This is a genomic window from Sorangium sp. So ce119 (assembly GCF_051524405.1).
Classification (GTDB): domain Bacteria; phylum Myxococcota_A; class Polyangia; order Polyangiales; family Polyangiaceae; genus Sorangium; species Sorangium cellulosum_G.
Genome location: NZ_CP150311.1, coordinates 47829 through 71214 on the forward strand (window position 1 = coordinate 47829; position 23386 = coordinate 71214).

The 23386-nt window shown below is 72.7% G+C and carries 17 protein-coding genes; 11 read left to right on the forward strand and 6 right to left on the reverse strand.

All coding sequences use genetic code 11. The features are described from left to right. Window positions 1–601 precede the first annotated feature (601 nt). The gene (locus tag WME76_RS44475) at window positions 602–4066 is read right to left on the reverse strand and encodes a nitric oxide synthase oxygenase (RefSeq protein WP_437962277.1); all 3465 of its coding nucleotides are present in this window, start codon (window positions 4064–4066) and stop codon (window positions 602–604) included. Window positions 4067–4631: 565 nt separating this feature from the next. Here WME76_RS44475 and WME76_RS44480 point away from each other — a divergent pair. After that, entirely contained in the window at window positions 4632–5537 is a 906-nt protein-coding gene (locus tag WME76_RS44480) for a DUF5995 family protein (protein ID WP_437962278.1), read from the forward strand. On the opposite strand, the gene rlmN is transcribed toward WME76_RS44480, so the two are convergent. After that, the gene (gene rlmN, locus WME76_RS44485; RefSeq protein WP_437962279.1) at window positions 5515–6717 is read right to left on the reverse strand and encodes a 23S rRNA (adenine(2503)-C(2))-methyltransferase RlmN; all 1203 of its coding nucleotides are present in this window, start codon (window positions 6715–6717) and stop codon (window positions 5515–5517) included. The two genes, WME76_RS44480 and rlmN, sit on opposite strands and share 23 nt — an antisense overlap. Window positions 6718–7302: 585 nt before the next feature. Between rlmN and WME76_RS44490 the strand changes: the two genes are divergently transcribed. Together WME76_RS44490 and WME76_RS44495 are read left to right on the forward strand one after the other, a co-directional pair. Beyond that, window positions 7303–8964, forward strand: a complete 1662-nt coding sequence (locus WME76_RS44490; RefSeq protein ID WP_437962280.1) for a hypothetical protein — start codon at window positions 7303–7305, stop codon at window positions 8962–8964. Beyond that, entirely contained in the window at window positions 8965–9975 is a 1011-nt protein-coding gene (locus WME76_RS44495) for a hypothetical protein (protein ID WP_437962281.1), read from the forward strand. A gap of 59 nt (window positions 9976–10034) precedes the next feature. Here the strand turns inward: WME76_RS44495 and WME76_RS44500 are convergent, their stop codons facing one another. From WME76_RS44500 to WME76_RS44515, 4 genes are all read right to left on the reverse strand, one after another. After that, a complete protein-coding gene (locus tag WME76_RS44500) occupies window positions 10035–10460 on the reverse strand; it encodes a hypothetical protein (RefSeq protein ID WP_437962282.1) in 426 nt (141 codons plus the stop codon). A gap of 129 nt (window positions 10461–10589) precedes the next feature. After that, the gene (locus WME76_RS44505; protein ID WP_437962283.1) at window positions 10590–11723 is read right to left on the reverse strand and encodes an AAA family ATPase; all 1134 of its coding nucleotides are present in this window, start codon (window positions 11721–11723) and stop codon (window positions 10590–10592) included. 76 nt (window positions 11724–11799) lie between these two features. Then, window positions 11800–12609: an alpha/beta hydrolase gene (locus WME76_RS44510; RefSeq protein WP_437962284.1), complete on the reverse strand. Its 810-nt coding sequence runs from the start codon at window positions 12607–12609 to the stop codon at window positions 11800–11802. A gap of 170 nt (window positions 12610–12779) precedes the next feature. Next, window positions 12780–13820 (reverse strand): CAP domain-containing protein, encoded by a 1041-nt coding sequence (locus WME76_RS44515; protein WP_437962285.1) that lies wholly within the window; start codon window positions 13818–13820, stop codon window positions 12780–12782. 765 nt (window positions 13821–14585) lie between these two features. Between WME76_RS44515 and WME76_RS44520 the strand changes: the two genes are divergently transcribed. The 8 genes from WME76_RS44520 to WME76_RS44555 all read left to right on the forward strand — a co-directional run bounded on the left by WME76_RS44520 (window position 14586) and on the right by WME76_RS44555 (window position 23216). Beyond that, window positions 14586–15425 (forward strand): SDR family oxidoreductase, encoded by an 840-nt coding sequence (locus tag WME76_RS44520; RefSeq protein WP_437962286.1) that lies wholly within the window; start codon window positions 14586–14588, stop codon window positions 15423–15425. A 10-nt stretch (window positions 15426–15435) separates the two neighbouring features. Next, complete coding sequence (locus WME76_RS44525; RefSeq protein WP_437962287.1) at window positions 15436–15768, forward strand: hypothetical protein; 333 nt, start codon at window positions 15436–15438, stop codon at window positions 15766–15768. After that, complete coding sequence (mtnA, locus tag WME76_RS44530) at window positions 15769–16905, forward strand: S-methyl-5-thioribose-1-phosphate isomerase (RefSeq protein ID WP_437962288.1); 1137 nt, start codon at window positions 15769–15771, stop codon at window positions 16903–16905. A gap of 236 nt (window positions 16906–17141) precedes the next feature. Further along, window positions 17142–18287: a lipoyl synthase gene (lipA, locus tag WME76_RS44535; protein WP_437962289.1), complete on the forward strand. Its 1146-nt coding sequence runs from the start codon at window positions 17142–17144 to the stop codon at window positions 18285–18287. Window positions 18288–18527: 240 nt separating this feature from the next. Beyond that, window positions 18528–19097 (forward strand): tellurite resistance TerB family protein, encoded by a 570-nt coding sequence (locus WME76_RS44540; RefSeq protein ID WP_437962290.1) that lies wholly within the window; start codon window positions 18528–18530, stop codon window positions 19095–19097. 191 nt (window positions 19098–19288) lie between these two features. After that, a complete protein-coding gene (locus WME76_RS44545) occupies window positions 19289–20479 on the forward strand; it encodes a thiamine pyrophosphate-dependent dehydrogenase E1 component subunit alpha (RefSeq protein WP_437962291.1) in 1191 nt (396 codons plus the stop codon). Window positions 20480–20651: 172 nt separating this feature from the next. After that, window positions 20652–21626, forward strand: a complete 975-nt coding sequence (locus WME76_RS44550; protein ID WP_437962292.1) for an alpha-ketoacid dehydrogenase subunit beta — start codon at window positions 20652–20654, stop codon at window positions 21624–21626. 3 nt (window positions 21627–21629) lie between these two features. After that, the gene (locus WME76_RS44555; RefSeq protein WP_437962293.1) at window positions 21630–23216 is read left to right on the forward strand and encodes a dihydrolipoamide acetyltransferase family protein; all 1587 of its coding nucleotides are present in this window, start codon (window positions 21630–21632) and stop codon (window positions 23214–23216) included. Window positions 23217–23386: the final 170 nt, after the last annotated feature.

The following is a 23386-nucleotide window of genomic DNA, read 5'->3' on the forward strand; positions in this document are numbered from 1 at the left end:
CATCCCACACAACGGACCCGATCCGTTGCGCCCCCCCTGCCGCCATCCCACACAACGGACCCGATCCGTTGCGCCCCCCCTGCCGCCACCCCCTCGCAACGGATCCGATCCGTCGCGCCCCCCTGCCGCCACCCCCTCGCAACGGATCCGATCCGTCGCGCCCCCCCCGTCGCCACCCCTTCGCGGCCCACTCGATCCGTCGCGCCCCCCCTGCCGCCACCCCCTCGCAACGGATCCGATCCGTCGCGCCCCCCTGCCGCCACCCCCTCGCAACGGATCCGATCCGTCGCGCCCCCCCCGTCGCCACCCCCTCGCGGCCCACTCGATCCGTCGCGCCCCCCCTGCCGCCACCCCCTCGCAACGGATCCGATCCGTCGCGCCCCCCTGCCGCCACCCCCTCGCAACGGATCCGATCCGTCGCGCCCCCCCCCGTCGCCACCTCCTCGCAACGGATCCGATCCGTCGCGCGCCCCCTCCGCGACCCCTCGATCACGGCCGTCTCTGCCGGTGGCCGTGCTGATACCGTGCGCCTGAGTTCCTCGCGGTTCTGCGTTCGCGGTAGGCCCCGGGAGGGGGTGCACGTCGGGCGTCTTGGCAAGACCTACCCCTTCTGCGGCTTCCACGCGTCGTCCTGATAAAAATAGTTCGGCTTCAGGATCTTGTTCTCCATGTTCGTGTGGAACACCGCCATGGTCGACGCCGACATCGGCGGGACGATCCACGTCCAGTCCGCGTAGACCGGGCGCCCGCACTCCCGCTCCTGCTGCTCGAACTTCTTGAAGTACTCCGACAGCGCGTGGTGATCGAGGATGCGCACCTTCGCCTGCCGGAACGAGTGCAGCACCGCGATGTTCAGCTCGACCAGCGCGGCGTCCTGCCACAGCGTGTCGCTGCGCGACCGGTCGAGCCCGAGCCGATCCGCGATGAGCGGTAGCTGGTTGTACCGCGTCACGTCGCTGAAGTTGCGCGCGCCGATCTCGGTCCCCATGTAGAAGCCGTTGAACGGCGCCGCCGTGTACTGCACCCCGCCGACGTCGAACGCCATGCTGGAGACCGCCGGCAGCGCGTGCCACTTCAGCCCGAGCTCGGCGAACCACGCGTGGCGCGGGTGCACGATGGGCACCTCGAGCACCCGATCCCGCGGCAGCTCGAACCACCGCGGCCGGGCGTCGCCGATCTGGACGATCAGCGGCAGCAGGTCGAAGCGCGTCCGCTCCCCGCCCGGCCAGCCCAGCGCCAGCGCCTGCTCCGTCAGCTCCACGTTCGCCGGATCGCCGAGGACACCCCCGTCCGGCAGCCGGTAGCCCGCATACCGGACGAGCTGCCCGTTCCAGATGCGGATCCGCGGCTCCCCCGGCCTGAACACCGACATCATCGCCCGGATGTCGCCCCCGTTCGTCGCCATGTCGAGGTGCTCGACCAGCGCCCCGAAGATCTCCTCCTCCGTCTTCAGGTGACGCAGGTCGCGCACGTGCAGCGTCGACCAGAAGAAGCGCCCGATGCACCGCGAGCTGTTGCGCCACGCCAGCCGGGCCCCGTACGCCAGCTCGTCGGGCAGGTGCGCGTAGGTCCCGGTCTTCTCCAGGCTCGCCCGCACCTCCTGCCAGCGCTCCTCCGCGGCGGAGGGCACCCCGAGCTCCGCATAACACTGGCGCAGGAACGCCTCGGCCTCGGTCAGGATCGCCGCCGGCGCGGTGGGCGTCAGGTGGAACGAGCCGTGTTCCACGGGACAGACCCCGCCCGCCGCGCGGGCGGCGCCGGCCCGCCGGAGCGGCATCGGCCGGATCGCGCCCCCGGTGTCGACGTTCGACGTGAACAGCTCCCGCTGGATCGCGTCCTCCGGCCAGCCCGCCGCGCGCAGGTGCTCGTGCGCGTCGCGCATGAACCCCTCGGGCCCGCACACGAGCGCCCGCGACCCCGGCCGGTAGGGGTACAGCTCCGCCACGTCCCCCCGCGACAGCCGCCCCTCCGCCTTCGTCGCGCGCAGGCGGAACGCGACGCCGGGCGCGCGGCCGGCGATCGCGCGCAGCTCCTCCTCGAAATAGAGGAAGTCCGCCGCGTGCGACGCCGACCAGTCCAGCAGGAACCCCCGCAGATCGGCGCGGGCAGCCCGCCCGTCGAGCGCCCGCAGCATCGCCATCGCCGGCGTCACGCCGATCCCGCCCGCGAGGAACACCACCCGGTCGACCGGCGGCCCCGGCAGGACGAAGCTGCCCCGCGGCGCCGAGGCGCGCAGCAGCGAGGCCGCGGCGCGCTCGCACAGCCACCGCGAGAACACCCCGAGCTCCTCGCGCTTCACCGTGATCTCGTACTCCCCGCCCGCGACCGCCGGCGCCGAGAGCGTGTACGCGCGCGCCACCCAGCGCCGATCGAGGTAGCCCTGCACGAGCACGTGCTGCCCGGGCACCGACGCCGCCGGCGCGCCGCCGACCGGCGCGAGCTTGACCTGGAAGATCCCAGGAGAGAGCTCCTGCGCCCCCTTCACCTCGGCCTGCACGAGGCTCGACCCGCCGAACATCTCCTCGATCGCCGGGACGCACCCGCCGCAGATCTGGCCCGCCCGCGTCCGCTCCGACAGCGCGGCGCGGCTCTCGCACCCGGCCTCGATGAGGCTCGAGATCTGCCCGCGCTTGACCCCGGCGCAGTTGCACACGACCTCCTCCGGCTCGAACAGCGCCGCGGGCTGATCGAGCTTCAGCTCGCCGAGCTCCCGGAAGGTCGCGAGCTGCCAGCCGGGCAGCGAGGCGCGCGCCATCAGCAGCCGCATCGCGGACGGAAGGCCCTGCCACTCGCCCTCGACGTGCACCCCCACGAGCTGTCCGTCGGAGACGAGCAGCGCGCGGCGCTTGTCGCGGTCGCCGCACACCACCCACCGCAGGCTCGTGGGCGGCGCGTCCAGCCACCGCGCCGCGACGCCGCTCCCGTCGAGCGCGCGGGAGAGCGCCAGGATCCGGCCGCTACCGTCCACCACCTTCGAGATCGCCGCCGCCTTGCCGGCCAGCGCGCCCATCACGGCGCTGCTCTCGACGAGCCCCTCGCGCAGGGAGAGCAGCCCCTGCCCGGGCAGGAGGTGGACGTTCACGTGATCGAGCGCGCGCCGCTCGGCCCACGCGTCGACGCTCGCGGGCGGCAGCTCGAGCCAGGCCTCGTCGGCCCCGCGGGCCCCCTCGGGGATCCCTTCCCTCACCAGGCCCGTCCAGCCCTCGATCAGCGCCTCGGCCGCCGCCTTCCGCAGCCCCGTCCGGACCAGCGCCGCCACCGCCGCGTCGGCCGGCGTGTCCGCGTACCGGATCTCGAAGCTGTCCTCGCGGAGGAGCTGCTGGACGAGGTTGTCGAGCCGTCCCCGCAACCCGGCGGTGAACTCCTCGAAATCGATCGTCCCGTCCCCTGTCGTGTCCGCCGCGTGGAGCAGCGCCCTCGCCTCGTCGGCCGGGACACCGAGGCCGGTGAGGTACGGCAGGATCTCGTCCTCGCTCAGCGCGCGGTTGTGGTCGCGATCGATCTCCTCGAACCGCCGCCAGGCGAAGCGCTCGCTCGCGAGACCGAGCCGGACGGCGCGGGACAGCGCGGCCGCCACCTGCGCGCCCGTGCACGCGGCGGGGCCGCAGACGACGGGCGGCGCGGCGCCGGGCTGCTCGAGCGCGCGCTGCGCCATGCGGGCCACGTCGGCCGGCGCCACCCAGGGCAGCGCGCCGTCGCCGAGCGGCAGCGGCAAGGTGCGACGGAGCCGGATGTCGTCGCGCCAGAGGTCGAGGGCGCTGAGCAACGGTCCGTGAGAGACGACGGTCAGCCGCTGACCAGCGCCGCGGAGAAATGCCTCAGCGTCGCGAATCTGCCGCCCCACGCCGGTCGAGGCAGGAAGGTACGGCGCCACCCAGAGGAGGTGTGACGCGCCGCTCTCCCTGGCCGACGCGAGGAGCGTGCGCGCCGCGACGAGCGGATACGCGAGATCCGCGGTGCTCAGCACGAGCGCGATGGCCGGCTCCGCGGGCTCGAACGGCAGGGCCTGGAGGAAGGAAGCGAGGTCGTTGGTCGGCTCGGAGCAGACGATCTTGAGGAAGCTCATGGTGCTCGGCGGTGGCGGCCGCAGGGGAGCCGTTGAGCTCCCGCGCGCCGGTCGATGGACGGGATGCGCCGCGGACGCGCGGATCGCTCCGTCCAGGATACGCGGCAGCGCCCCGCGGGCCGAGATTCCAGATGCAAGCCCGAACGCCGCACACCGTCGCGTCAAGTCGTTGAAACGGCGCGCGGCGTCAGGAGCTCCCGCATTTTTCCTGAAGGGAATCCGTCTGCGCGTAACAATCTGCCCCATGGGGCAGTTTGGCGCTCTGGTCAGCTTTCTCACCTTGTCGGGAGATGCCGTCCATGTAGCGACTCCTGATCGGGCGCGATCTGGATAGCCGCTGACCCTCGCCGTGGATCGAGCGCCCTCACCCGGGTGTTCCGGCGAGCGATCTTTGCTGGATTTGCGGGAAATTCGCCTCGATCGCGCGGGGCGCACCGACGCGGCCGCGCCTGCCGGCGCGCGCTCGAGCTCCGCGCTGCGCGCTCCGAGGTGGTGACGCGAAGTGTACGACTGCGAACCGGACATACGGGCACGATCCTTGAATTCGCTCGCTCAGAGCGCAGCCATGAACACCCTTACTTCCGAGCGGCCCCTGGCGATGATGAGCAAGCAGACGCGGTCGTCGGCCGCGTGCCGTCCCGCGATGGACACCGCGCGTCACGCCGTCCTCGAGGGCGTGACGATGAAGCCCGTGAACGTCGCCGAGGCGCTTGTCGCCCTGCAGACGGTGGCCGCGCGGCTGCGCGAGAAGAACGACCCGCGCGCGGTGTTCCCGGACGTGTACGCCGTGATCACGCGCCGCGTGAAGGAGGCGGTGATCGACGGCACGGACGACAGGTTCCTCGAGCCCGCGTGGATCTCGCGGCTCGCCGGGATCTTCTGCGAGTACTACCTGAAGGCGCTCGCGGCCTCGCTGGACGGGCGCTCCACGGGCGTCGAGGCGTGGGACGTGGCGTTCCAGTGCAACAGCGCGCGCGGGACGGCGGCGGCGGTGCACGCCCTCCTCGGCATCAACGCGCACATCAACTACGACCTGGCCCTCGGCCTCTACCAGAACATCGTCCAGCACGGCGCGGAGCAGGACGCCCGCCTCCTCGCCCGCTACCGCCACGACCACGACCTTGTGAATGAAATTCTCGCGGCGGCGATGCCGGAGATCTTCGCGATCCTGAGCGAGCGCTACGGCTGCCCGCTCGCCCGGATCGCGACCGTTACCCGGGACGTGCAGCGCACGGTCTCCAGCGCCGTGCTCTTCATGCTCAAGATGTGGCGCGACAGGGTCTGGGACGACCTGCTCTCCCTGCTCGCGCAGAAGCGCGAGGCGGACCGGCGCGCGGTGGTCGCGCGCATGAACCAGCACGCCGGGAAGGTCGCGCGCACGTTCTCGGCGGGCAACGGGGCGCTCCGCGCGGTCGTGCCGGGCGCCGCGGGGCTCCGGAGCGCCGCCCTCACGCTGGCGATGGCGGCCTGAGGCGGGCGATCCCGGCGAGCTGCCCGCAGGCGCCGCCCACGTCGCGCCCGCGCGGCCGACGCACCAGCGTGGTCACGCCGTGGCCGGACAGCCGCGCGACGAACGCGTCGAGCCGCGCCGCGGACGGCGGGCGGAGCGCCGGATCGGGGCCGGGGTTGCACGGGATGACGTTCACGCGGCACCGGAGCCCGGCGACGTACGCCGCGAGCAGGTCGGCGTCCTCCGGGGCGTCGTTGTAGCCGTCGAAGAGCACGTACTCGAACAGCACGCGCCGGCCCTGCGGCAGCGATCGCGCGAGCGCCTCCTTGAGCGCCGCCATCGGGAACCGCGCGTTCACCGGCATGATCGCCTGCCGCCGGGCGTCGTCCGGGGCGTTGAGGCTGACGGCGATCTCCGCGCGCGCCTCGCGGAAGAACGGCTCGATCTTGTCCGCCACCCCGACGGTGCTCACGGTCACGTGCGACGGCGCGAACCGGAACGCGCGCGGGTCGGTGAGCAGCCGGATGGCCTTGAGCACCTCGCCGAGGTTGTCGAACGGCTCCCCCATGCCCATGAAGACGAGGTTCCGGAGCGGCGCGCCGCCGCGCTCGGCCGCGAGCGCCCGCGCGATCCGGACCTGATCGACGATCTCGCCGGCGGCGAGCTGGCGCGCGAGCCCGAGCCGCCCCGTCTCGCAGAAGGCGCACGCGCGGGCGCAGCCGACCTGGCTCGAGACGCAGAGCGTCGTGCGGGCCGGCCCCGGGATGAGCACCGACTCGATGAGCGCGCCGTCGCGCGCGCGCAGGACGAGCCGGAGCGTGTCGTCCGTCGAGGGCGCCTGCTCGGCGATCTCGAGCGACAGACCGGGGTCGAGCGCGAGCAGCGCCTCGTGCGCCCACGCCCCGACGCCCAAAGCGGCGAGCGCGGGCGCGTCCCACGCCGGCGCGGGCGCCCCCGGCTCCGCCCCGAACGCGTGGCGCACCACCTTGCCTGAGACGGCGCGCGCCGCCGACGCCGTGCCGCCGGCGTTGCGGAGGAGCTCGGCGAGCGAGGCCGCGTCGTGGTCGGCGAGCCGTACGCGCGAACGTGGGACGCGCGCGCTCCTCCGGATCAGCGGGCGAGCGGCGACCTGCGCCGGCGCCGGCGGGTCGCCGGCGCGGAAGGCCGGCGCGATCTCCTCGGGGATTTCCGGAACGCGCATGCGCACCAGCTAGCACGCCCCGCGCGGCGCCGCGCGGTCCAGCGACCGTCGCTCACCGTCCATGCCCCTCCATGTCGTCGCGTGTCTGTCAACGAGAACCCGCGAACCGGGTCAGGATCCGCCGGGCATGGACGGAACCTGCGCGTCGCCTGGGGCCATCGGGTGACCAACCTGTGGACAACCCTGTGGACCGCCAAACCCGGCTCAAACGCGTGATTTTTGGGTTGCGGATCGGTGCCGGAGGAGGGAGTTTAGCCCCCGGAAATTCTGCGGCGCGTCGGGCCGCGGAGTGCCCGAGATCGCAGAAAATCGGTGGCATCGGTGTGGACGGCGCGTCCATGCCCGGGTCGGCTGTTGCCGGCGCCGGGGCTTGGAGGAGCTGTCGCCCGCACGAGCAAACGAGTGACCGGGCAGCTTCCTTGAAGGCGCCAGGAAATTCGTGCGGGCTTTCCACAAGCTGGGAACAACCTGTGGATTACTTGCCCGTCCTGCGCCCTTGGCGGGCGTCGTTCGCGCGAGCGGGAGGCCGGGTTCCGGAGCTTTTGTGAAGCTCGTGGACACACCGGTGGGCTACGTTGCGGGCCGATGCCCGTACGCAACGGCCCCGCTTCCTGCGCGCCGCGCGCGCCGCGCGCGCTGCTCGCGATCGCTGCGGCCGGCCTGTCCGGGTGGCTGACCGCGGGCGCGGCGGCCGCGCAGGCGCTGCCGCGGGACGCGCAGGCGGAGGCGGCCCTGAACGAGGCGATGGGGACCGACTACCTCGAGACCCGGTTCGATCAGGCCGAGCGCAAGCTCCGGGCCGCGATCGACGCCTGCGGCCCGTCGGGCTGCTCGCCGGCGATCAAGGCCCGGCTGCACGTCGCGCTCGGGACGGTGCTCGCCCAGACAAGGAAGGAGCTGGGGGACGCGCGCGACGCCTTCGCGGACGCCCTCCGCGTCGATCCGTCGGCGAAGCTGGACCCGCGCCTCGCGACGCGGGAGGTCTCGTCCGCGTTCGAGCAGGCGCGCGCCGCGACCGGCGTCGGGGCGTCGCCGACGTCCGGCGCGCCCGACGCGGCCAGCGCGCGGCTCCGGATGGATCCGCCGCCCGAGCAGCGCGTCCGCACGCCCGTCCCTCTTTATGTGGAGGTCCCGGACGACCTGCTGCCCAGCGTGGAGCAGGTGACCGTCTGGTACCAGCCGCCCGGCGAGGACGAGTTCCGCCCGCTGGTCATGAAGAAGCTGCGGGGCGAGGGGTTCGGCATCAACGTGCCGTGCGAGGTGCTCGGGCGGGAGGGGCCGCTCCGCTACCACGTCGCGGCCGTCGACGGGGACGGCGCGATCCTCGCGAGCGCGGGCGCGCGCGACGCCCCGCTGACCACGCAGATCAAGGCGAGCCTCACCTCGGCGCCGCCGCGCTGGCCCGGCCACGCGCCCCCCGCGACGTGCGCGGCGCCCGAGAAGGAGCGGCCGCCGCAGTGCCTCGACGACCGGCAGTGCAGCCGGGGGCTCGCCTGCGTCGGCGGCGCGTGCGTCGCGCGACCTGCGTCGGACGCCGCGGCGGAGGGCGCGCCGGAGGTCCGCAGGAACTGGGTCGCGCTGACCTTCTCCCCCGACGTCGCGCTGTTCTCCGGCCGGGACGTGTGCGCGGTCGGGTCGCAGGCGAGCGACCATTACGTCTGCCTGCGCGGCGACGGGACCCGGTACGACGGCACGCCGACGCCGGGGGTCGCGAACGACGTGAACCTCGGCTTCGCGCTCGCGACGCTGCGGGTGGCGATCGCCTACGATCGGCTGGTGCTCGACAACCTCACGGTCGGCGGCCGCGTCGGCTTCGCCGCGGGCGGCACGACGGGCGGCGGCGCCTCGTTCCTGCCGCTCCACCTCGAGGCGCGCGCGCAGTACTTCCTCGCGGCGCGACCGTTCGAGCAGCTCGGCGCCCGCCCGTTCGTGCTCGCCGCGGCCGGCGTCGCGCAGGTCGACGCCGAGGTCGACGTGCACGTCCTCGAGGACGCGGCCGCGTGCGGGGCGGCTGCCGACATCACGAGCCCGTGCACGAGGCCGGGCCGGAGCGGTCGCCTCGAGCCCCGGCAGCAGACGCTCGCCGCGACCCGGCAGGCGGGCCAGGGCTTCGCGTCGGCCGGCGTGGGCGTCGCCTATGCGCCGATCGACGCCGTATCGCTCAACCTCGCGCTCCGCGCGGGCCTCACCTTTCCTGCCGTCACCGCCGTCCTCTCTCCCGAGGTCGGCTTCTCCCTGGGGTTCTGAATGGCCGATCCGTCGGATCTGCGCCGGGGCGCGACGCCGCCCGGCGCGCTGCGCAACCCGAAGATCGAGGCGGCGATCGAGCGCGCCGCGCAGCTCGGCGATCCGGCCGAGCTGCTCGCGCTGCTCGATCGCAGCTCCGGGCTCCCCGCCCGGCGCGGCGGCGGGCGCGCGCCCGGCCCCGATCTCGGCCCGAACGCGCCCCTGCCGCGCGTGAACCTGGATCTCGCCCGCGCGGTCGGCGCGTCGATCGCGGACCGCGGCGCGACGGCGGAGCGCCTCCTGCGGGCGCTCTGCGCGAGCGGCGAGGAGTACGCGCTCATCGTGGCCGCGCAGGCGCTCGCGGCGCTCGCGACGCGGGAGGCGCAGGCGGAGCGGTCGGGGAGCGCGGCGGGGGCGGGCGGAGCGGGAGGTCGGCAGCGCGGTCGCGGGGCTCGCGGCGCCCGGGGCGGGCTCGATCCGCTGGCGGAGCTCGAGCAGATCGCCGAGGATCCGCGGCGCCTCGTGCGCGACGGCGTCGTGGCGGCGCTCCGCGCGGTGATCGCGGCGCGGGGTGACGCGGCGATCGGCGAGCTCTCGTCCTGGACCGACGGTTACCTGCAGGCGTACGTCGCGCTCGAGGCGCTCGCGGAGCGCACGCTGCTCACCGGGCTGTCGGCGGGCGCGGAGGTGGTGGCGCGGCTGGAGGAGGCGTTCGCGATCTCGGATCGCTCGCCGCGCGCCGACGAGCGGTTGCAGGGGCTGCGCCTGCTCCGGCAGGGGATGCCCGCGCAGATCGCGACGTTCACGGCCCGCTTCCCCGAGGTCGTGCGCTGGCTCGAGGAGAAGACGCAGGCGGAGCGCCCCGAGTCGCGCGACGTGGTGGCGCAGGCGATCGCGGCGCTCCGGAAGGGGTCCTTCTCGGACGCGGAGACCGGCCGGCTCACCGCCGCGCTCTCCGCGAGCGCCCCGCCCCCGCGCGACGCGGCGCGCATCGTCCAGGGGACGCGCAAGCGGAGCAAGGGGCGGCGGTAGAGGGGGCGGCCGCGCGCGGCGACTCCAGAGAGTCCTCGGGGAGGGCTCCGGTCCTCGGCTCAGACGCCAAGCCGGCGAACCTCGCCGCGAGCGTCCGCCAGCGAAGGGACATGAGCCTCTTCGTCAGTCGCGGGAGGTGCCCAGGCGCCGATGGCGCGCTGCGGTGAGTACTCGCCGTGCTCGATCTTGCGGGCGACGGCCCGCCCATCCTCGTCGTCCTCCTTGTAGCGAGTCTGTTCGTCGATCGGGCGATGCCCGCACAGCCAGGCGATCCACGTCTCGATGTGCCAGGTGGGAACGATGACGGCAACGGGATCGGATGGAGCGATCGGCTCCTGCTTCGACTCCTTGAGCTTCTGCGCGAGTTGCTGACGGCGCCGTGCAACGCCGTGCTCGTCGCCGTCGACCAGGACGAGGAGCCCGACATTCGCGTCGTGGCTCTCTGCCCTCCACTGCCTCACCGCGTCGACGTAGCGCTCGAGCACATACTGCGCTGCGGATCCACGCGCCCTGGGTGAGGCGTCTACTTTCCGTTGCCTCGGTCCGATCCCCAGCGGTCGGCGAGGCGCTCGACGAACCGTTGCTGCAACGCGTCCTCGCAGAGGACGTGGAGCCTACGACGCTTCCTCATGCTCGTCCTCGTACGCCCATGGACGCGAGAGCCACTCGGATACACGAACGCCGCCGGCCGTCTCGAGCGTGACCTCGTCGATGCGCCCCGGCCCTCCGCCCGGCCGCGAGAATCGTACGGTCCGAGATGGAGCCATGTAGTCGATGACCGCAGGATGATGTGAGCTCACCAGGGCCTGGCCGTCGTGCTTCTCAAGCGCGGTCGACATCGCGGCGAGCCAGGGCTGCATCTCGTGAGGCGCGAGGCCAGTCTCCGGCTCATCGAGGAACGCCAGCGTGGCGTGGTCGAGCGCGCCGAGGAGGAAGCCATAGAGCAGGACCAGCGAACGCTGACCGTCGGAGAGCTCTCCTGCGGAAAGTTTGTAGTCCGCTCCTTCGGCCCACAAGGTCAACATGAGCTCGCGCACCTCGCTGCTGATGCGCTCGAACGCGACGTTTCGTAAACCCGGTAACGTCGGGCGAAGCGCCTCGAACAGCGCGTTGCCGAGCCCGGGTCTCTCGACGAGGACGCCGCGGAACCACGACGAGAAATTCCTGCCGTCGCGATCGAGCCAGGGCGCTTCGCCTGCCGTGGTCGGCTCGATCCGCCGCGGAGAGGGCGCGAGGAGCCAGACCTTCGCGAGCGCCTCGCGGAAGGCGATCGCGCGCTTGTTGTCGTGGCGGGGCTCCATGTCCGGCAGGAAGGAGCGCTTGCGGCCGAACGGAAAGCTCGCAAGCGGAGCTCCGGTCGGGCTGTCACCATAGAGGTGCACGTCGCCATCGAGCGCCTCGTAGAGCGCCTTTCCATCGACGGTCAACTGTTCGCGACGGATTGACGCCTGCTGGCGGGCGACATCGTGAACGATCTCGATCTCGTAGTGATATGTTTCGGCGTTGAGCTTCAAGTCGATCGCGAACCGCTGCACAGGGTCGCCGTGTAGCCAGCGAGTGAGCGAGCGCGTGGGGAATGCGCTCGCTGCCTCGGTGCTCCGGACGATCACGTCCTGAAGACCGGCAAGCGCCTCCCACAGGCTCGTCTTTCCTGACCCGTTGCTGCCGACGATCAAGAGCCTTCGTGGAAGCTCGATCGTGAAGTCCACGAAGCAGTTGTAGTTGTGGATGAGGACGCTGGTGAGCATGAGCCTGCCGCGCGCAAGGTATCACGGCGGTGAGGCTCGGTCCTCCCTCGGCTCCGCAGGCGCGCCGTCCCTCGGCTCAGGCAGCCTGCTGCGACCCCTCCGGCGCCCCGGCGCCCCCCGGCTGCTCCCTGGCCGCCTCGGCGAACAGGAACTGCAGCGCTCCCGGGGCGCGCCGGCGCCAGGCGTCCTCGCTGTGGGTCCCGGCCTCGTCCGGGCAGAAGAGCAGGTTGGACTCGCCGTAGCCCCGCCCGCGCAGGTGCTCGACGAGCCGCGCGGCGTCGCGCAGCACCGACCCGTCGTCCTCCTGGGCGCCGGCGTCGACGTACAGCCGCGAGCTCGCCGGGACCGGCTGCGCCGCGATGAAATCGAAGATCCTGCGCTCCGCGAACCAGAGCGAGGGCGACATGCACAGCGCCGCCCCGAGCACGTCGGGGCGGCGGAAATGGGCGTAGAGCGCCGCGAGGCCCCCCATCGACGAGCCGCCGATCGCCGTGCCGGCCGCGTCGCGCCGCACCGGGAAGCGATCCCGCACCGCCGGCACGATCTCCGAGGTCAGCCAGCCGAGGACATCGTCGAGCCGCCCGTCGCTGCCGTCGCCCGGGAAAGGCGACAGCTCGGTCAGCCGCTCGCTCCCGCCGTGATCGATCCCCACGAGGACCGGCGCCACGAGGCCCCGCTCCGCGAGCTCGCGCACCGCCTCGTGGAGGTGCCAGCCGCCGCTGAAGGAGGGATCGTCGTGAAAGACGTTCTGCCCGTCGAACAGGAACAGCGCGGGGGAGGGCTCGGCGTTCGCGCCCTCGCTGGGCAGGTAGACGCGGACGTTGCGCTCTCCCTGAAAGCCGGGGATCCGATACGGGCCGAGGAGATAGATGATGTGTTCAGCCATGTCTGTTTCGAAGCCGGCCCGGCATGTAGCAATCGCCGGGCCGCGACGCGGCTGACGCCCTCACCGGGGCGCGCGGCGCGGATCGGGTAGGCTGGCACCCGGACCGCGCCGCACCGCTGTAGCGGAACGCCTCACGCGTGACAGGCTGCTCCGAGCAGGCGCGCTGCGGCTCAGTTGCAGCTCGCCTCGGAGCTGCCGCCGAACACCGTGGTCCAGTAGGACCCGTAGGTCCCGCCGCCGGTCGCCCGCCCGATGCCGATCACCTTGAAGTTCGATCCCAGCATGTTCTTGTTGTGGCCGTCCGAGTTCTTCCACTGGTCGAACGTCCCCTGCGCCCCCGAGTTGCCGGCCGCGATGTTCTCGGCCATGGCGGTCCCCCCGCAGCCGAGCTCATAACAGGCGTTGCACATGCGGGTCCAGGGCGTCCGGCCGTCCTGGCTCGAGTGAGAGAAGTAGTTGTTGTCGCGCATGTCCTCGCTGTGCCCCTGGGCGGCGCGGTTCATCGAGGTGCAGGCCGAGAGCGCGCCGAGGCCCTTCTCCGCGCGGTACTGGTTGATGAGGCGAAGGAAGGCCTGCTCCTCGGTGTCGAGCGGCGTGGTGCTGGGCCCCGCGCCCTGGCAGGTCTGGCAAGCGCCGCAGTCGCTCGCGCAGCTCGAGCAGTCCTCGCCCGCGCCGCAGACGCCGTTGCCGCAGACCTCGGCGCCCGTCGAGCCGCCCTCGCCCGTCGAGCCCCCCTCGCCCGTCGAACCTCCGCCGCCGCTCGTCGAGCCGCCCCCGCCGCTCGTCGAACCGCCCTCGCCGCCGCCCGGCGCGGGGGCGCACGCCGCCTGGACGTAGAGCCGCTTCGTGGTCCTCCTGCACGGATCGCCGAAGGTCGCGTTGTTCGCCGGCACGGTGCAGCTCGACTGCCCGACGCACGCGCGCTCCACCACGGCCTTCGACGTCGAGGCGTTGCACGAGGTGGCCTGGAAGCCGCCGCAGACCCCTCGAGGTCGGCCATAGCTCGCGAATTCGATCGCCGTGATCACCTCCCCCGCCGGGCAGGAGAGCGTGACGTCCGAGTTCTCTGCAGCGGTGTCGCAGACCGCCCCCTCCACCGGCTCGGACTTCTGATCAGACAGCTCCTCGTCGACGCCGGTCGAGCCCAGACAGCCCACGGCAGAAACACCAGCGATGAAGGCGAGGACAAGCGTCCGATGCAAAGCACTCATTTGAAGGCTCCTTGTTCTGTGAGCCTGTCCCGGCCCGGCTCGCACCGGCGTCGCGGCTCGCGCCGACAGACACGCCAGGGCGCCGTCGCCTCGACAGGCCACCCAGTACAGCGTTGTTCAGGGGGCCGAACAGCGCCCTGCGCGTCTCAGCGCAGCGCAACGCCTCCCTCAAGCTCGCGCTCAACACGGTGTCACCTGAACCCGGCCATGTCCAGAGACGAAACAATCAAGCACGCATGATTTACCGCTCCATCGCTGGATCTTTCCAAAAGCCGTGAAACCGATCTGCGCGTGACTCGACGAGAGAGGATTTCTTCACTCCGAGGTCGGCGCGCAGCAGGGTGCCAGTGGGATACCCCATCTCCCTTGAGCCGAAGGGTGGGTGTGCGTGCTCCGAGGGGAGACCCGCGGCCGAGCGGTCGCCCGGCGTCAGCAAAGCCACGTGAGCGACCGCGAAGCGCGCTGTCAGGCGCGTCGCGTCCGGCCCTCGCCGCGCGCCGCGCGGCCGGCGTCGCGGCTCGGCGCGCCCTCTCGCGGCGCGGTCCAGCGCGCGGCGCGGCGCCTCGGTTTCTGCGAGCTCCCTGACATCCCAGCCTGGCGCCCCGGTCGTCGCGAGGCCGCGCGGCGCGCCCGATCAGCGCCCTCGGCCGCTGCCGTCCACGGCAGAGCCTGGCCCTGCGCCTCGCTCCGCTCGCGACGGCTGCCCGGAGGGGCGAAAACGCCGGGCCGCCCCCGCGCTGGCGCATGTGCTATGACCGCACTCCCATGCGCCTCAAAGACCGCGTTGTCTTCATCACCGGAGCTTCCCGCGGCATCGGGCGGGCCGTCGCCCTCGCCTGCGCGCGAGAAGGTGCGGATATCGTCGTCGCCGCGAAGACGGAGGTCGCCGAGAACCCGCGCCTCCCGGGCACGATCCACGATGTCGCCCGCGAGGTCGAGGCGCTCGGCCGCCGCGCCCTGCCCCTCAAGCTCGATGTGCGCGACGACGAGGCCTGCAAGGCCGCCGTCGCCGCCGCCGTCGAGCGCCTCGGGCGCGTCGACGCGCTCGTCAACAACGCGGGCGCGCTCTGGTGGGCCGATGTCGTCGACACGCCCATGAAGAAGTTCGACCTCATCATGGGCGTCAACGTGCGCGCGTCGTTCGCCCTCTCGCAGGCCGTCCTCCCCCAGATGATCGCGCAGCGGTACGGCCATATCCTCATGATGTCGCCCCCCGTCGACGCCGCGTCGTGCGCCCACCACGGGGCCTATGCGGTCTCGAAATTCGGCATGACGATGATCGCCCACGCCATCGCCGAGGAGTACGCCGAGCACAACATCACGGCCCACGCGCTCTGGCCCGCCACGGCGATCGAGAGCTACGCGACCATGAACTTCGGCCTCGGCGGCCCGGAGCTCTGGCGCAAGGCGGACATCATCGCCGACGCGACCCTGGCGCTGCTCTCGCGCGAGCCGTCGGCCCGGCGCGGCAAGGCGTGGATCGACGAGGCGCTGCTCCGCGACGAGGGCGTCACCGACTTCTCCAGGTACCAGTGCGTGCCCGGCGTCGAGCCGCCGCACTTCCCCTTCTCGGCCATCCCCAAGGCGACGACCACCAGGAAATGAGGCGCGATCCGTGAGCCGCGACGACGACGAGGAGAAGCGCCCCGGTGCCGGCGGCGGCATCGATCCCGGGCCAGAGCTCGCCGCGGTCTTCGACGACCTCGAGACCTTGCTCAAGAACGGCGACGTCATCTCCGCGCTCACCTCGCGCGGGATCAACGCCAGCATCGCGCTGCTCGCCGCCCACGCGCTCCGCGCCTACCTCGCGGACCGCAAGGCCGACGCGGCCGAGGACTTCGCGACCGTCGCCGAGGAGATCCGCGGCCGGCTCGCCGCGAGCGCCGAGGGGTCGGGGACGGACGCGGGAGCGCAGGGGGAGCCGTCACGCTCGAACGGGAGGCGCTGAATGAGCATGAGCTTCGAAGCAGAGCAGAGGTCCCAGGCGGCCGACGGCGCGCGGACGACGCCGCCCTGGGCGCCGGCCGAGGCCATCTCCGGCGCCGACTACTCGGCCGTCGAGCTCGCGCAGGGCGACGACCGCGTGTTCCTCCTCGAGCAGCGCGAGCTGCCCGAGCGCGAGCGCTACGTGACCGCGACCGACGTCGCCGGCGTCGCCGAGGCCATCCGGTCGATGGTGATCCGCGGCGCCCCCGCGATCGGCATCGCCGCCGCGTACGGGATGGCGCTCGCCGCGCGCGCCGCCCGCGGCGAGGTCGCCTCCGGGTACGTCGCCGCCATGCGCGCCGCGGGAGAGCACCTCGCCGCCGCCCGGCCCACCGCCGTGAACCTCGGGTGGGCGGTGCGGCGCGCCGTCGCCGCGGCCCTGGAGCACGCCGGGCGCCGCGGCGAGGAGCGCGCGCGGGAGCTCGCCGCGCTCGCGCGCGAGATCCACCGCGAGGACGTCGCCGCCTGCCACCAGATGGGCCGCGCCGGCGCGGCGCGCCTGCCCGAGTCGGGCACGGTCCTCACGCACTGCAACGCCGGCGCGCTCGCGACCGGCGGCTACGGCACGGCGCTCGGCGTCATCCGCGCCGCGATCGCCGAGGGCAAGACGATCCGCGTGCTCGCGTGCGAGACCCGCCCGTACCTCCAGGGCGCCCGCCTCACGGCCTGGGAGCTCCAGCGCGACGGCATCCCCGTCGAGGTGATCTCCGACTCGATGGCCGCGTGGTTCATGCAGAAGGGCGAGATCGGCGCGGTCGTCGTCGGGGCCGACCGCATCGCGCGGAACGGCGACGTCGCGAACAAGATCGGGACCTACGGCCTCGCCTGCCTCGCGCGCCACCACGGCGTGCCGTTCTACGTGGCCGCCCCGTGGAGCACGATCGACCTCGCGACCGAGAGCGGCGCGTCGATCCCGATCGAGGAGCGGAGCCGCGACGAGGTCGCCGTCGTCGGCGGTCGCCGCGTCATCCCGCCCGGGGTGCCCGTCCGCCACCCGGCCTTCGACGTCACCCCCGCCGAGCTCGTGACCGCGATCTTCACCGAGCGCGGCAAGCTCACGTCGCGCGAGATCAGCCGCTCCGTGCCGCCGCCCGCCTAGCACCTCGGGTCACACATCCTGCCGGGGTTCTGCATCGCGAGCGGAGAGGGATTTTCAACGCCAAGGCGCCAAGGCGCCAAGACGCAAAAAAGGATGAAATTATTGCCTTTTTGCGTCTTTGCGCCTTGGCGCCTTGGCGTTGAAATCTCTCCGGCCCCTTGGCCGGGCTCCTGGCGCGTGGGACCAGGTACCGTCCAGCTCGCGCTCCCCCGGCGCATGGGCTAAGGACAGCCCTGATGGCGCAGTTTTCGCCCAAGCCCGAGTGGCTCAAGGTCCGCGCTCCCGGCGGTGACACCTACCACCACCTCAAGGAGACGTTCCGCAAGCTCGATCTCCACACGGTCTGCGAGGAGGCGCGCTGCCCGAACGTCGGCGAGTGCTGGCGCGAGGGGACGGCGACCGTGATGCTCCTCGGCGACGTGTGCACGCGCGGCTGCCGCTTCTGCGCGGTCACGACCGGCGACCCGCGCGGCGCCGTCGACGTGCGGGAGCCGGAGCACGTGGCCCGCGCGATCGCGCGGCTCTCGCTCCAGTACGTCGTGATGACGATGGTCAACCGCGACGACCTGCTCGACGGCGGCGCCGATCACGTCGCGCGCACCGTGAGCCGCCTGCACGCGCTCCGCCCCGACCTGCTCATCGAGACCTTGGTCGGCGACTTCCAGGGGCACATGAGCGGCGTCGACACGGTGGTCGACGCGGGCCCCGACGTCTTCGCCCACAACGTCGAGGTCGTCCGTCGCATCACCCGCGTCATCCGCGACGTCCGGTCGAGCTACGACCAGTCGCTCGCCGTGCTGCGGCGCGCGAAGGAGCGCCAGCGGCGCCTCGCCGCGGACGCCGCCGAGCGCGGCGCGCCGGCGCCGCGGCGGCTCACCAAGAGCTCGATCATGGTCGGCATCGGCGAGACCGACGACGAGGTCCTGGAGGCGCTCCGCGACCTGCGCGCGGTCGGGGTGGACATCGTGACCCTCGGCCAGTACCTGCGCCCCTCGTCGAAGCACGCGCCCGTGCAGCGGTTCGTCGAGCCCGCGACGTTCGCCGCGTACGAGCGGGCGGCGCTCGAGATGGGCTTCCTCTACGCGGCCAGCGCGCCGCTCGTGCGGTCGAGCTACAAGGCCGCCGAGGTCTTCGTCCGCAGCCTCATCGACCGCAACGATGCCGCGCTGCCCGCCGGCGCCGCGTCCGTCGGCGCCGACGGCGCCGCCGACGCCGCGCAGGTCGAGGCGCTCCTCGAGGAGCGCCTCGCCGTGGCGCGGCGCGAGGCCGCCCGCCTCACCGCGGAGCTCGATCCGGACGAGCCCCGCCCTCTCGACGCCCAGGCCGCCGCATCCGCCAGCTCCGCGCGCCTCGTTCCCGCCGCCTCCCTCGTCCGCCGCTAAAGCGGGGCCCGCCCGCACAGGAGACGGGCCCAGATCGGCGTCTTCGGCGCACAGGCGCACTCCAGTGCGCCGAGCACCGAAGACGTCGAGGTGGGCCCGTATCCGCAGCGGGCGGGGCGGGTGATGGCTGAACAAATTCACCGCGCTGGGGGTTGCGGGCGGGGGGGCGCAGCACCAAGCGCCTTGACGCTCCCCGGCGGTTGGCCGAGCGTGACCTACGCAGGAGGGTCCGACACCACGATGTCCGCTCCCATCGACAGGCGCCCAGGCGGCGTTGCTCCAGGCGCCCCGCGGCTCGGCTCGGAGGCGCCGCGCGCGCGCGTGGCGTCGATCCTCTCCCAGGCGGCGAGGGCCTACAGCGCGCGTCCGCCGATCGAAGACATCACGATGCCCACCGGCTTCGATCCGGCCGCCGTGGCGCTCTTCGAGACGATCATCGAGGCCTCGTTCCTCGTCGCGAACGCCGACGGCCACTTCGACGAGGAGGAGCGCGCGCGCTTCCAGGCCATCGTCGTCGACGCCTGCCAGAACCTCGTCCACGAGAAGCAGCTCGAGGCGCTCATCGCCGACCTGTGCGAGATGCTCGCCGAGGACGGGATGGAGAAGCGCGTCAGCATGGTCGCCCGCACGATCGGGCGGACCGAGCACCAGCGCGAGGTGCTCCGCGTGGCGGCGTACATGGCGCACGCATCGAGCGGCGTGAGCGCGCCGGAGCGCGGCGTGCTCGAGCAGCTCGCGCGCGGGTTCAAGCTCGACATGGCCGCGGTCGACGAGGCGATCACGCAGGCGGCCGGGCACGTGGGCGTCTAGCCAGGACATCCGCGGCGCGACGTGCGCCGCGCGACGTGCGCCGCGGGAGGATGCGCGAGCGCTCGCCGCGGCGAGTCAAACGGACGGCGCGATCGCTGCGACGAGTCAACGTCGCGCGCACAGCGAATGAGCGACCGCAGCGTCTCGGCACTGGTCTCGGGCAGCGCCTTTGATTAGTGTCCCGCGAGCCGATGAGCACCGCGACGTACTCCACCGACCGCCCGCCGAACGTCTCAGGGGCAAGCCTGGAGCCGCAGGCCGCCGTCGCCCGGCACCCGCTCGACACGTGTGCCGACGACGTGATCAAGGTCCTGCGCGACGACGGCTCGCTCGACCCCGCGCACGACCCGAAGCTCGACCCGTCGGAGGTCGTCACCCTCTACAAGACCATGGTGCGCGTGCGCCAGCTCGACGAGCGCCTCGTCGCGCTGCAGCGGCAGGGACGCATCGGGTTCCACATCGGCTCGCTCGGCGAGGAGGCGGCGGTCCTCGGCAGCGTGTCCGCCACGCGCCCGCAGGACTGGGTGTTCCCGTGCTACCGCGAGTTCGGCGCCGCGCTCTGGCGGGGGCTGCCGCTCCAGCGGTACATCGACAACATGTTCGGCAACGCGAACGACACGGTGAAGGGGCGGCAGATGCCGGACCACTACACCTACCGCGAGGGGCACTTCGGCTCGGTGAGCTCGCCGATCGGCACGCAGATCACCCAGGCCGTGGGCTTCGCGTGGGCCGCGAAGCTGAAGCGCGACGAGCTCGCCACGCTCGTCTACTTCGGCGACGGCGCGACGAGCTCGTCGGACTTCCACAGCGGGCTGAATTTCGCGGGCGTGTTCAAGGTGCCGGTCGTGTTCTTCTGCCGCAACAACGGCTGGGCGATCAGCGTGCCCACCGAGCGCCAGACGTCGAGCAACACGTTCGCGAGCAAGGGCGTCGCGTACGGCGTCCCCGGCGTGCGGGTCGACGGCAACGACCTGTTCGCGGTCGTGAAGGTGACGCGCGACGCGATCGCGCGCGCCGCGCGGGGCGAGGGCCCGACGCTGATCGAGGCGATGACGTACCGCCTGTCGGGCCACTCGACGAGCGACGACCCGAAGGCGTACCGCCCCGACGCGTGGCTCGATCCGTGGCGGCGGCTCGACCCGCTCGCGCGGCTGCGGCGGCACCTGGAGCGCACCCAGGGCTGGACCGAGGCGCAGGATCGCGAGATCGAGGCGGCGGTCGACGCCGAGGTCAAGGCCTGCATCGCGGCCTCGGAGAAGGTGGCGCCGCCGTCGCTCGACTCGATGTTCGAGGACGTCTACGCGGAGCCGCCGTGGCACCTCGTCGAGCAGCGGGAGCAGCTCAAGGCGGGCCCGAGGCCCAAGGGCCACGGCGGCCACTAGGGCGCGTGCGGGCGCGGCGTGGACGACGGCGTCGTGGGCGGGGCGGCTCGCCTTCCGGCGCCGGTGAGGCCGGGGTGGCGCCGCCGCCCGCGATCGACGGGGTCCCCAGGGGAGCGGGGGCGCCCGTGAGGTAGCACTCCCACCTTCTGGCCGAGAGACGGAGACGAAGAGCATGCCTCAGATGAACATGGTCCAGGCGATCAACGACGCGCTACGCCACGAGATGCGGCGGGACGCGCGGGTCGTCGTGCTCGGCGAGGATGTCGGCAAGGTCGGCGGCGTGTTCCGCGTGACCCAGGGCCTGTTCGACGAGTTCGGGGACGACCGGGTGATCGACACGCCGCTCTCCGAGGGCGGCATCGTGGGCGCGGCGATCGGCATGGCGCTCTACGGCCTCGTGCCGGTCCCGGAGATCCAGTTCGCGGATTTCATCTACCCCGCGTACGACCAGATCGTGTCCGAGCTGGCGAAGTACCGGTACCGCTCGGGGGGCGAGTACCCGTCGAAGCTTGTCATCCGCACGCCGGTGGGCGGCGGCATCCGCGGCGGGCACTACCACTCGCAGTCGCCGGAGGCGCAGTTCATCCACGTGCCGGGCCTGAAGGTCGTGTGCCCCTCGAACCCTGCGGACGCGAAGGGGCTCTTGCTCTCGTCGATCCGGGATCCGGACCCGGTGCTGTTCTTCGAGCCGAAGCGCATCTACCGCGCGGCGAAGGGCGACGTCCCCGAGGGTGACTACACGGTCCCGCTCGGCAAGGCGAAGGTGGTCCGGCCGGGCTGGCACGTGACGCTCGTGGTCTGGGGCGCGATGCTCTACGAGGCGCTCGACGCCGCGAACCAGGCGGCCGCGCAGGGCGTCGAGTGCGAGGTGATCGACCTGCGCACGCTGTGGCCGCTCGACATCGACACCGTCATCGAGTCGGTGAAGCGGACGGGCCGGGTCGTCGTGGTGCACGAGGCGCCGAAGAGCTGCGGCCTCGGGGCCGAGCTCGTCGCGCTGGTCAACGAGAAGGCGTTCCTGCACCTGGAGGCGCCGCCGGTGCGGGTGACGGGCTTCGACACCCCCTTCCCGTACACGCTCGAGAACGAGTACCTCCCGCTCTCGCATCGTATCCTTCCGGCGATCCTCGAGACGGCGAGGTACTGACGCATGGGCAAGTACGAGTTCAGGCTTCCGGACATCGGCGAGGGCGTCACGGAGGGGGAGATCGTGACCTGGCTGGTCTCGCCGGGCGACGTCGTCGCCGAGGACCAGCCGATGGTCGAGGTGATGACCGACAAGGCGACGGTGACGATCACGTCGCCGCGCTCGGGCCGGATCGTGGAGACGCGGGGCAAGGTGGGCGGGGTCGTCCCTGTGCACTCGGTGCTCGTGGTGTTCGACCTCGACGACCGGCCCGCCGCGCCGTCGCCCGCGTCGGGGACGGGGATGCGGCAGTCCGCTGCGAAGACGGGCCCCGCGGAGCCTGCGGCGACGGCGGTCGGCGACATCAAGGAGGACCTGCCGGGGATGAACCTGATGGCGCCGTCGCCGGCGCCGGCCGCGTGGATGAACGGCAGCATGGGCGCCGGCGCGGCGGCCTATTTCAACGAGAAGCCGCTCGCGACGCCGGCGACGCGCAAGCTGGCGCGCGATCTCGGGGTGGACCTGCGGCGCGTGCCGCCGACCGGCCCGGGCGGCCGCGTGACGAAGGACGACGTGCGGGCGCTCGAGGCGCCCGAGGTCGAGGCCGAGACGACGCCGCTGCTCCCTGCGATGGCGCAAAGGGCGGCGGCGCCCGGGGGCGCGGGGGCGGCCCTGGGGGCCGGTGCGGCGGGCGCGCGGGGCGCCGGCGCGGCGGGGGCGCGGGGCGAGGGCGGCGCCGGCGCGGCGAGCGCCGAGGCGCGCGCGGCGGACGCCGGGGCTGCGGTCGAGCGCGCGAGGGCTGCGGTCGAGCGCGGGGCGGCTGCGGCGCCCGAGCTGCTGGAGGAGGACCGCGGGCGCGGGGCGCCGCGGCCCGAGGGGGAGCGCGCGCGGGGGCTGCCCGGGGCGCCGGGCGACGAGCGCGTCCCGCTGCGGGGCGTGCGCAAGCGGATCTTCGAGGCGATGTCGCGGTCGAAGCACACGGCGGCGCACTTCACCTTCGTCGAGGAGTGCGACGTCTCCGCGCTGAAGGAGCGCCGCGCGCGCCTGCGGCCGCTGGCCGAGAAGGCGGGCGTCAAGCTGACGTTCCTGCCCTTCTTCGTGAAGGCCGTCGTCGCCGCGCTCAAGAGGCACCCGACGCTGAACAGCGCCTTCGACGAGGCCTCGCAGGAGATCGTCGTCAAGAAGAGCTACCATATCGGCATCGCGTCCGCGACCGAGGCCGGGCTCATCGTGCCTGTCGTGCGCGACGCGGATCGCCGGAGCGTGCTGGACATCGCGAAGGAGATCGCGCGGCTCGGCGAGGACACGAAGTCGGGGCGGGTGAAGCCGGAGGATCTCGGCGGCTCGACGTTCACGATCACGTCGCTCGGCCAGCAAGGTGGCCTGTTCGCGACGCCGATCCTGAACTTCCCCGAGGTGGCGATCCTCGGGATCCACCAGATGAAGCAGAAGCCGGTGGTGCGCGACGGGCAGATCGTGATCGGCGAGGTGATGCTGCTGTCGCTGTCGTTCGACCACCGGATCATCGATGGTCACGTGGGGGCGGCGTTCGCTTACGAGGTCATCGGGTATCTGGAGGATCCGGATCGGCTGTTCCTGGAGATGAGCTGAGCTGAACGAAAGGCCCGGCCGCCGGGCCTCGCACCGCGTCGCCCAAGGACGAATTGCGGCGGCGAAACGGCACGTTCCGTGGGTTCCGCCAGGATTTCGTAGTGGCGCGACAACGGATCGCTACCCCTTGAAGGTGTGGACCCAACGCAGGCCCAACTGGCGAGCCGCGG

Bases quoted from the DNA above. Each gene is read 5' to 3' on its own strand.
- WME76_RS44475 (WP_437962277.1), bottom strand. From the start codon at position 4,066: ATGAGCTTCCTCAAGATCGTCTGCTCCGAGCCGACCAACGACCTCGCT.
- WME76_RS44480 (WP_437962278.1), top strand. From the start codon at position 4,632: ATGAACACCCTTACTTCCGAGCGGCCCCTGGCGATGATGAGCAAGCAG.
- rlmN (WP_437962279.1), bottom strand. From the start codon at position 6,717: ATGCGCGTTCCGGAAATCCCCGAGGAGATCGCGCCGGCCTTCCGCGCC.
- WME76_RS44490 (WP_437962280.1), top strand. From the start codon at position 7,303: ATGCCCGTACGCAACGGCCCCGCTTCCTGCGCGCCGCGCGCGCCGCGC.
- WME76_RS44495 (WP_437962281.1), top strand. From the start codon at position 8,965: ATGGCCGATCCGTCGGATCTGCGCCGGGGCGCGACGCCGCCCGGCGCG.
- WME76_RS44505 (WP_437962283.1), bottom strand. From the start codon at position 11,723: ATGCTCACCAGCGTCCTCATCCACAACTACAACTGCTTCGTGGACTTC.
- WME76_RS44510 (WP_437962284.1), bottom strand. From the start codon at position 12,609: ATGGCTGAACACATCATCTATCTCCTCGGCCCGTATCGGATCCCCGGC.
- WME76_RS44515 (WP_437962285.1), bottom strand. From the start codon at position 13,820: ATGAGTGCTTTGCATCGGACGCTTGTCCTCGCCTTCATCGCTGGTGTT.
- WME76_RS44520 (WP_437962286.1), top strand. From the start codon at position 14,586: ATGCGCCTCAAAGACCGCGTTGTCTTCATCACCGGAGCTTCCCGCGGC.
- mtnA (WP_437962288.1), top strand. From the start codon at position 15,769: ATGAGCATGAGCTTCGAAGCAGAGCAGAGGTCCCAGGCGGCCGACGGC.
- lipA (WP_437962289.1), top strand. From the start codon at position 17,142: ATGGCGCAGTTTTCGCCCAAGCCCGAGTGGCTCAAGGTCCGCGCTCCC.
- WME76_RS44540 (WP_437962290.1), top strand. From the start codon at position 18,528: ATGTCCGCTCCCATCGACAGGCGCCCAGGCGGCGTTGCTCCAGGCGCC.
- WME76_RS44545 (WP_437962291.1), top strand. From the start codon at position 19,289: ATGAGCACCGCGACGTACTCCACCGACCGCCCGCCGAACGTCTCAGGG.
- WME76_RS44550 (WP_437962292.1), top strand. From the start codon at position 20,652: ATGCCTCAGATGAACATGGTCCAGGCGATCAACGACGCGCTACGCCAC.
- WME76_RS44555 (WP_437962293.1), top strand. From the start codon at position 21,630: ATGGGCAAGTACGAGTTCAGGCTTCCGGACATCGGCGAGGGCGTCACG.